General features: G+C 42.1%; 7 protein-coding genes, 1 tRNA gene and 2 pseudogenes. 8 read left to right on the plus strand and 2 right to left on the minus strand.

From position 1 onward, the window contains the following. Positions 1-77 precede the first annotated feature (77 nt). The 8 genes from EWV68_RS10750 (at position 78) to EWV68_RS10785 (ending at position 7879) form a co-directional block, all read left to right on the plus strand. Entirely contained in the window at positions 78-641 is a 564-nt protein-coding gene (locus EWV68_RS10750; protein ID WP_287169757.1) for a CHAT domain-containing protein, read from the plus strand. 125 nt (positions 642-766) lie between these two features. Beyond that, on the plus strand, positions 767-976 hold the full coding sequence (locus EWV68_RS10755) for a DUF2281 domain-containing protein (protein ID WP_002789196.1): 210 nt from the start codon (positions 767-769) through the stop codon (positions 974-976). Continuing rightward, positions 957-1316 (plus strand): type II toxin-antitoxin system PemK/MazF family toxin, encoded by a 360-nt coding sequence (locus tag EWV68_RS10760; protein ID WP_061430235.1) that lies wholly within the window; start codon positions 957-959, stop codon positions 1314-1316. The genes EWV68_RS10755 and EWV68_RS10760 overlap by 20 nt, the downstream gene beginning before the upstream one ends. A 30-nt stretch (positions 1317-1346) precedes the next feature. Then, a complete protein-coding gene (locus EWV68_RS10765; protein ID WP_287169759.1) occupies positions 1347-2585 on the plus strand; it encodes a tetratricopeptide repeat protein in 1239 nt (412 codons plus the stop codon). Next, a complete protein-coding gene (locus tag EWV68_RS10770; protein WP_287169760.1) occupies positions 2555-3688 on the plus strand; it encodes a tetratricopeptide repeat protein in 1134 nt (377 codons plus the stop codon). The genes EWV68_RS10765 and EWV68_RS10770 overlap by 31 nt, the downstream gene beginning before the upstream one ends. Before the next feature lie 484 nt (positions 3689-4172). Then, positions 4173-5384, plus strand: a complete 1212-nt coding sequence (locus EWV68_RS10775) for an FAD-dependent hydroxylase (protein WP_287169762.1) — start codon at positions 4173-4175, stop codon at positions 5382-5384. A 367-nt stretch (positions 5385-5751) separates the two neighbouring features. After that, a tRNA-Pro gene (locus EWV68_RS10780) sits at positions 5752-5825 on the plus strand. Positions 5826-5956: 131 nt separating this feature from the next. Beyond that, entirely contained in the window at positions 5957-7879 is a 1923-nt protein-coding gene (locus EWV68_RS10785; protein WP_287169763.1) for a S9 family peptidase, read from the plus strand. 492 nt (positions 7880-8371) lie between these two features. Here EWV68_RS10785 and EWV68_RS10790 read toward each other — a convergent pair. Together EWV68_RS10790 and EWV68_RS10795 are read right to left on the minus strand one after the other, a co-directional pair. Then, positions 8372-8699, minus strand: a pseudogene (locus tag EWV68_RS10790) (hypothetical protein). Positions 8700-8983: 284 nt separating this feature from the next. Continuing rightward, positions 8984-9141, minus strand: a pseudogene (locus tag EWV68_RS10795) (RNA-guided endonuclease TnpB family protein); the annotation flags it as partial.

Below are 9141 nucleotides of genomic sequence, written 5' to 3' on the forward strand. Positions count from 1 at the left end.
AGACATCGATAATTTTTTGGCGAAAATCTACGGAATAGGGTCTCATAGGAAGCTGGTAAGTTCTATTATTTGTCTATTTGCTTTCCATTGTACCTCATAGCTCCAAGAATTGCTATATTCCCCTACTGGATAGCTATACTGTCGTCCATTTTGCCACCCATGCAGCCTTTGTGGTGGGAACTCCAGAACAGTCTTTTATTCTGTTTGGACATGGGACAGTTGTGACTCTACAAACAATGAAAAACTGGCGGTTTAAAAATATTGATTTAATTGTTTTGAGTGCTTGCGAGACAGGTTTAGGGGGTAATTACGGCACAGGAATCGAAATTTTAGGGTTAGGATATCGACTACAAACCGCAGGTGCAAGGGCAGTTATTGCCTCTTTATGGAGTGTTGACGATGGCGGTACACAAGCTTTGATGAATGCTTTTTATGCTGCTTTGAGGACGGGTAAATTGAGTAAAGCAGCGGCATTACAACAGGCACAAATTGCCTTGATTACCAGTAATAACCCAACCGATGAGCAGCGGCGTGGTAGTATTAGAATAGAACCTATTGAAGGAGTGCCATCGGACGTAGCAAATCGCCTCAGCCATCCCCGTTACTGGGCGCCTTTTATTCTCATTGGCAATGGATTATAATCAGTTATCAGTTATCAGTTATCAGTTGTTAGTTATCAGATAAATCTTTAAAATCCTGCTCAAAAATGCTATGATCAGTTTGTAGTTGCGCTTTAGTACCCCACTCTCAAGAACAATTCTCAATCATGACAGTCCAAGATATTACAATTGCCAAAATTCGTCAACTTCCAGAGTCATTAGTTGAAGAAGTGAATGACTTTATTGATTTCCTTACCTTAAAGTACAATCAGCAGTTTTCTGATTTCGTAGAAATCGCAGAATCTGATTTTTCAGATTATTTGTCAAATCTAGAAGATTATGAGGAAAAATTAGCTCGTGGCGAAATCAAATGGTAGCGTTATTCGTGGTGATGTGGTTTTGTGCGACCTCAACCCCGTCATTGGCACAGAACAGTCAGGAATTAGACCTGTAATCATCATACAAATTGATCGAGCTAATGGCGTAAGTCCTCATACTATTATTGTGCCATTAACCACTAAAATCCGGCGCAAACTACTTGATTCTCATGTTTTTATTCCAGAAGGTATAGCAGGTTTAAGTCAAGATTCAGTAGCACTGTGCGAGCAAATTAGAGTCATAGATAAGTCAATAATTATTCGAGTTATGGGACATTTAGACAATCCTTATCTCGAAGAATTAGAAACAGCGTTAAGAACAATTCTAGGTTTACTTTAAGAAAATCACTATTCTAAGTATTCTAAGCCTATGTCTAATTCATCTCTAGAACAAGACCTAAAAACTTATCAAGATTTGATCGCCATTCTCCAAGAGCATACTACACCAACAGAAGCCGAAATTCTTAATATTTTACTAGCCCGCGATCGCATTCAAACTAAGCTAACAGAAACCTATTTAATCCCTGATAATATCCTAAATATTCTCCAAGAATTAGACAATATTCTTAGAAAAAAACAAGCCACAATCGCCCCAACAATCGCCAAATTACGTCCCGATTTTAATCCCGATACTAAAAATTGGTGGTGGCTACTTGAAGTCCCTAAAATTGATTCTCCTTGGCATAAATACGATTTATTGACAAATGGAGCTTCTGTTACTTTCTTGACAATTTCTTTAGGATTAATTGGTGAAATTGGCTCTCGGTTTCTTTCAGGGGGAAGCGATATTTTGGGAGGTGTTTTAGTCAGTTTTCAAAGTATATTAACCTTACTTGCCGCAGGAGGAGTCTTAACTAAAACTGGACAAGAAACTGGAAAAAACTTACTGACACGCTTTGGGATTCAAGAACAATACTGGCAGGAAATTGGCGCTGGTTTATCTTTTTTATTAATGCTGAGTATTTGGGGATTAAGACTCTCTTTACCAACTGTAGCCACCTGGTATAATCATTGGGGTTGGAGTCATTATGAAAAGGGAGATTTGAGCAGTGCAGAAGAAGATTATCAACGAGCCTTGTCTTTGAATCCAGATGACGCTGAGGCACATTTTAACTTAGGATTACTCTACGAAGAATTACAGGATTTTGCTTCAGCTAGAAAAGAATATATATTAGCTATACAAGGAGGAGAAATAACTACCGCTATTAATAATCTAGCTCGATTACATATTCTCAATAAAAATTATCCTGCTGCTGTTCACCTCTTACTTAAAGCCCAATCTGAGGCAAAATTAGATCAAGAAACCCAATTTGCTATCTGGAAAAATTTAGGTTGGGCGAGGCTAAAACAAGGAGATATTCCAGGGGCAGAAACAGCTTTATCAGAAGCGATTAAATTAGATAAAAATAGTGCTGCCCCTCATTGTTTACTAGCGCAGGTAAGAGAAGCCCAAAATAACCAAACAGAGGCATTAAAAGAATGGGAAACCTGTAATCAATACGCTAACAGCTTAAATCCTGACGAAGATAGCTGGAGAATACAAGCACAACAATGTCTAGCAAACCGGGAGAAACAAAAATGCTCACCAAAACCCAACTCATCCTATTAGGATTAACCACAGGAATGCTGACCCTATTTTTAGAAAGTGCTAAAGGGATAGCCTTGCCTGCTAGAATTGAATCAACAACTGGTATCGTCAAGCTAAAAAGACAAAATTGGACTGAATTTAAACCCGTTTCTATTAATACAGAATTAAACAAAGGCGATCAAATTTTTCCTCTTCAGGGTGTTAGGGTGACAGTATTATGTCCCGATTTACAACAACGCCCAGTTAGTTCAGGTGTACCCTCTGGACTAAAGACAATTTGCCCCATCTGGGAAGCGTTAAAAGCCAAAAATCCCCCACCCCCGGGTTCTTTAGGAGGAACAAATGCACTCATTCCCTATCTCATTTCACCCCGTCACACCCTGATACGGACAGATACCCCCATTTTGCGCTGGAATGAAGTTTCCCAAACGAGATATTACACAATAAAAGTTATGGATTCACAGGGGATTATCTGGGAAAAGCAAGTTTCTCAAACCCAAATTTCCTATCCCGGAACACCAGTTTTTCAGCCTGGTATTCCTTATTCTGTGACAATTCAAACCGATGGGGGACAGTCTTCCGAGCAAGATAAAGCTTCTAAAATAGAATTCATCAGGTTACATTCCTCAGAAGTTGCAACTATACAGGCCGAAGTTAATAAAATAGAACAATTAAATATAAATAAGCAAACTAAAGCATTAATATTAGCCGATTTTTATGGAACTTATACCCTACCAACTTCAACTTTTAATAACTATGTTTTATCTTCCCAATCCCTAGCAACTTATCATCTTACCAGTGAAGCGATTACTATTCTAGAAACTACCATAAAACAGGGTCAAAATTCAGCCATCATCGAGAGAAACTTAGCTGATTTGTACTGGCAAATTGGCCTGGCTAATCTAGCTACCAATCATTATCTTAAAGCGATAGAATTAGCTCAGATACCAGAACAATTAGAAGAAAAAACCTTGGCTCAATTTGGTTTAGGAGAAGTTTATGCCGCTTTAGGAGATAATAATCAAGCCAAGATTTGGTATAGTAAAGCCAGAGAAGGTTATCTAGCTTTAGGCGATTCTGCAAGGGCTAACTTTGTGATTCAATTAATAGAAAGCTTGCCTTAAGTTAAAAAAAGAGTAGTCTAGCTGTTGCGGGTTTTGTCTTGAGCCAACTTCTCGGGTTGTCGCCCCAAGTCGGGGTATCCAAGAAGACTGGCACCCCAGGAGCATCAGCTAACAGAGCTTGTAAGTAGGTAGGCGTTAAAAATTATCAGATGACTCCCTTATTAAGGGGGATCCCCCCGCCTATCGGCACCCCCCTTATCAAGGGGGGCAGGGGGGATCGGCACCCCCCTTATCAAGGGGGGCAGGGGGGATCGAACCTAAAATCCATTTTTAATTTAATTATAACCAGCTACTTAGCCGCTTGTTATCACCCTTCCAGAAGTCCAGGAAGAGCGATAACCCGAAACTCTCGGCAACGGACAAAACCCTTTCAAGTCGATCAATGGCTAGGTGGGGTGAAGACCATCAAACCCGACAGCAACCCCGAAAATCGTGTCAGAATAGATCAGTGTAGTCACTGATTATCTTTGAGAAAAATATTTATATGTTAGGACGGGACAGCTACGATTTAATCATTGTCGGGGGCGGTATAGTCGGAACCACCCTAGCGGTGGCCTTAAAAAATACAGGATTAAATATCGCTATGATCGAGGAACGTCCCCTAGAGGTGGCCGCCTCCCGTCGTCAAGCTTATGCCCTCTCGCTGATGTCCAGCCGGATTTTTACAGGCTTGGGTATCTGGGATAAAATATCGCCCAGTATCGGTAAATTTCGTCATATTCGCCTTTCTGATGCCGATTTTCCGATTTTTGTCCCCTTTGTGGTCGATGAGCTAAAAACCGATTATTTGGGCTATGTGGGCGAACATCAAGTGATTTTAACCGCCCTGCACAAGGCCAGCCAAGATTGCGATCGCATTGACTGGTTATCCCCTGCTAAAGTGTTAGAAGTGGAGTACGGAGCAGAAATAGCGACTGTCACCCTGGAAGAAGCTGGTCAAACCCGAAAAATCACCACAAAATTAGTCATCGGGGCCGATGGAGCCAGATCCGCTATCCGGCAAGGGGCGCAAATTAAAACCAAAGGTTGGAAATATTGGCAATCCTGTGTCGCTTTCACCATTAAACATCAACTCGATCGCAACGATACCGCCTTTGAAAGATTTTGGCCCACCGGTCCGATGGGCATTTTACCGCTCCAGGGTAATCGCTGTCAGATCGTTTGGACAAATCCCCATGGGGAAGCGAAAAAACTGCAAGAAATGCCCGAAGCGGAATTTATCAAGAAATTAGAGGCATATACGGGGGGATTACTGGGAAAACTAGAATTAGTTAGCCCCCGCGCTCTCTTTCCCGTACAGTTAATGCAGAGTGATACTTATGTTAAACCCCGACTGGCTTTAATTGGTGATGCCGCTCACTGTTGTCATCCCGTCGGTGGTCAAGGTTTAAATTTAGGCATTCGCGACGCAGCCGCTTTAGCGCAGGTATTAAAGGAAGCAGTAGAAAAGCAAGAAGATATAGGAGCGCTTTCTACCCTAAAATCCTACGAAAAATGGCGTAGATCGGAGAATTTAGCGATTTTAGGCTTCACGGATTTTCTAGATCGCCTGTTCTCCAATAACTGGCCGCCTATCGTTGTCATCCGTCGTCTCGGATTGGCAATTATGCGCGGTTTCCCCCCGTTGAAATTGTTTGCCCTGCAATTAATGACGGGACTAAAAGGACGTATTCCCCAATTAGCCAGGACTTGCTGAATAAATCTAAAAACCTTATTGGGTAAGACCTTTAGACTTTTTGTCAATCAAAAAGTACCAGATATGGGAGTGATCGGGGGGAAAATTCAGGTACTTTTTCCCTGAAAATTAGGTAATTGGCCACGGCGGTTCGACAAGCTCACCGTCCACTCGACTGAGCTTCGCCGAACGTCCTCAAAACTGGTAAAACTCTACACCCTACACCCCACACCCCACACCCCACACCCCACACCCTGTCCCCACGAAAAACTTTTTCAGCAAGCCCTAGCTAGATAGCCGGCCACTAATTCCGGGGATGGGGGAGAAAGGAAGAAAAAAAAGCTTGCAAAATGCGGCGATTATCGCTATGATGGTTAAGGTTCAATATCGGGGCGTAGCGCAGCTTGGTAGCGCACTACTTTGGGGTAGTAGGGGTCGTGGGTTCGAATCCCGCCGCTCCGATTGCAGGAAAACAGAGAGTCAGGTAGGGATGCACCTAATCCCTACTTTGTCCTGTTTACTCGGAATTTTCTTAATTTATCAGCCTTTCTGATCAAGTTAGTTCACCATTAGGATCACTGCTCTAGTCGAAAATGTCTCATCAAATATCAGCTTACGGTTCCTGGAAATCGCCGATTACTTCCGATCTAATTGTGGCAGAATCGATTAGTCTTGGTGGTGTAACTGTAGATGGAGAAGATATTTATTGGTTAGAAGGCAGACCACAGGAAAAGGGGCGAAATGTTTTAGTTAAATTAAACCCCGACGGCACAACCACAGACATCACTCCAGGGCCTTTTAATGTGCGAACTCGTGTCCATGAATACGGGGGAGGTTCCTATCTAATTGTTGCCGGAATTATCTATTTTTGTAATTTTGCTGACCAAAGAATTTATCGTCAAACTGCTGATAGTTTACCCCAACCTCTGACCCCAGAAAATTCCTGTCGTTATGCGGATTTAATTCTCGATGAATTTCGCAATCGTTTAATCTGTATTTGTGAAGATCATAGCCAAAAAGATCGAGAACCAGTTAATAGTATTGTCAGCATCGATGTGGATACAGGAAACATAGAAACTTTAGTATCAGGCGATGATTTTTATACCTCTCCTCGCTTAAGTGCCGACGGTTCTCGATTAGCTTGGATTAGTTGGAATCATCCTAATATGCCCTGGGATAGTTCTTTTCTCTGGGTGGCGGATATTAATAATCTTTATTTGAGTAATATTCGGGTCATTGCTGGTGGTGAAAATGAGTCGGTGTGTGAACCGCGCTGGTCCGCCGATGAACAGTTATATTTTACCAGCGATCGCAATGATTTCTGGAACTTTTATTGCTTTAAACACGATGAACAAATCGAACCAGTTATCGAACCAATTGATGCTGAATTTGCCTACCCTCATTGGGTTTTTGGTTTATCTAACTACGGCTTTGCTGGGGAATCCCAGATTATTTGTAGCTATACAAAAAATGGTCGTTGGTATTTAGGAAGTATCGATACTGTTAATCGAGAATTCCAAGAAATTATTACTGCTGATACTAACATTTCTTCCCTACAAGTTAGCGATAACAAAATAGTTTTTATTGGCGGTTCTTTCAGGGAAGTAACGGCGGTTGTCTCAATGGATTTAGCCACAGGAACTAGAGAAATTCTCAAATCTTCTAGTAATTTAACTGTTTCTAGCGATTATTTCTCGATTCCGGAAATGCTCGCTTTTCCCACCAGTAAGGGACTAACGGCCTATGCTTGGTATTATCCCCCCAAAAACCCCGATTATACCGCCCCCAATGGCGAATTACCGCCCCTTTTAGTCAAAAGTCACGGTGGACCGACGGCTGCGGCCACCTCTAGTTTAAGTCTGCGGGTGCAATACTGGACCAGTCGCGGCTTTGGCTATCTAGATGTCAATTATGGCGGTAGTACGGGTTATGGTCGTCAATATCGTCAGCGTTTGCTGGGAAATTGGGGAATTGTCGATGTGGAAGACTGCATCAACGGGGCAAAATATTTGGTTAATCAGGGATTAGTCGATGGGGAAAGATTGGCAATTTCCGGAGGCAGCGCCGGTGGTTATACAACTTTAGCGGCCTTAACTTTTCATGATACTTTTAAAGCAGGAGCTAGTTATTACGGAGTTAGTGATTTAGAGGTTTTAGCCAACGATACCCATAAATTCGAGTCGAGATATTTAGATAAATTGGTGGGACTTTATCCTCAAGAAAAGGAAATTTACTATCAGCGATCGCCTATTCATTTTACCGCTCAGTTATCCTGTCCAGTGATCTTTTTCCAAGGTTTAGAAGACCGAGTGGTTCCACCCAATCAAGCGGAAATGATGGTAGAAGCTTTAAAAGCGAAAGGTTTACCCGTCGCTTACGTTCCCTTTGCGGGAGAACAACATGGATTTCGTCAAGCTGAATCGATAAAACGAGCATTAGATGCAGAATTTTATTTTTATTCCCGTCTCTTTGGTTTTACTCCTGCTGATAATTTAGAACCCGTAGAAATTAAGTAGTCGTGCCAAATTAATTTCCTAGGTTCGAGAGGCGCTGAGGCCAATTCAAGTCTGAATTGCATCACTGTCTGAGGCGAATTACCATTGTTGCACAAGTAATTATATTTTCTAGATTGTTATAGTTAGATCTTTGTTTTTCAATATAACTGAACTTCCACCGTATGAATATACTAGCTATGGCTAAAAGTCTTGCTATGGCTATTATACAGCAAGCTGTCTAGCCACATCGTCACCCCGTCAGGATCGGACTATACCAAATTTCATGATCACCTTTCCCTACTCTTTCAAAATAGCAATTTGCCTCTAATAATCGTTTTTTTAACTCAGGAGTAAAAGATTTTGCCATTAGTTTAAGCTACTTCAATCCTATCGCTCAGTTGATTGATTTCACTCAGGTATCTTGTGTAGGTACGAGTCTGGTTAGGGTTGTCCCAGAAAAATCGGAACTCAACGCTATTGCTACCCCTCTCCTGAAGATCAATTGCAGTGTCTTCATGATTTTCCTTGTTCCAAGAGTTTTTGTAGTTGCTCTAGGGTAGCATCTTTGCGCAGCAGGCGATCGCCGTTTTTGCTCACAATCAATACCCGTTCGCTCTTCGGGGTTTCAGGAGAGTCAAGCATTTTTCGCTTTAATTGGTACAATTTCTCGGCGATAGCGATTGTTCCGCTAATAATGCCGATGATGGTGGCGATGGTGGCAAGGGTTCCCTCTCTCTCCACTTCGGAGATAACTTCGTAGCTGCCCTGCACCCCTTCCATCTCTGACGATGTCCTGAGCAACGTTGATAGCATCGGCTCCTTGAATTTCTATCTGCCTCAGTTTTGTTCCTCCTGTAAGTACCCTGTTCAATTTCTAGTCCAACAGCCGGTAAACTCTTTCTTTTAAGCTCGCTTATTAAGCTGACGTGGAGATGCTGAAAGGGAGCATCTTGCTTTTCCAAATAAGTTTTTGGACAATTCACAGTAAATATCTACAGATTTGACCGTTGGGCGGGTCTAGGCTTAACCATAGTCTCTGTCTCGGTTTCAGGCTTTTCTTCTCATTGTAACTATCTTAGATTGTTGACATCCTCACCGCCGTGAACGGACGGTGATTCCCAAACCTCACGATTTAGGTTTCTGCTTCTTTCCCGAAGGATTTTTCGCACCTGCCTTAACAGATTTACTCTGTTCTGGTCTTATGGTCGCTCGACAGACTGACACCGCAAGCCCTGCGGCCAAAATATTTTTACTAGCGTTAATATCTCGGTCATGGTGAGTCC

It is taken from the genome of Microcystis sp. M_QC_C_20170808_M9Col (assembly GCF_007095495.1).
Taxonomy (GTDB): Bacteria; Cyanobacteriota; Cyanobacteriia; order Cyanobacteriales; family Microcystaceae; genus Microcystis; species Microcystis aeruginosa.

What these genes read in the sequence shown, in the direction of transcription:
- EWV68_RS10755 (WP_002789196.1), top strand. Translation starts at nt 767, where the DNA reads ATGACAGTCCAAGATATTACAATTGCCAAAATTCGTCAACTTCCAGAG.
- EWV68_RS10765 (WP_287169759.1), top strand. Translation starts at nt 1,347, where the DNA reads ATGTCTAATTCATCTCTAGAACAAGACCTAAAAACTTATCAAGATTTG.
- EWV68_RS10770 (WP_287169760.1), top strand. Translation starts at nt 2,555, where the DNA reads ATGCTCACCAAAACCCAACTCATCCTATTAGGATTAACCACAGGAATG.
- EWV68_RS10775 (WP_287169762.1), top strand. Translation starts at nt 4,173, where the DNA reads ATGTTAGGACGGGACAGCTACGATTTAATCATTGTCGGGGGCGGTATA.
- EWV68_RS10785 (WP_287169763.1), top strand. Translation starts at nt 5,957, where the DNA reads ATGTCTCATCAAATATCAGCTTACGGTTCCTGGAAATCGCCGATTACT.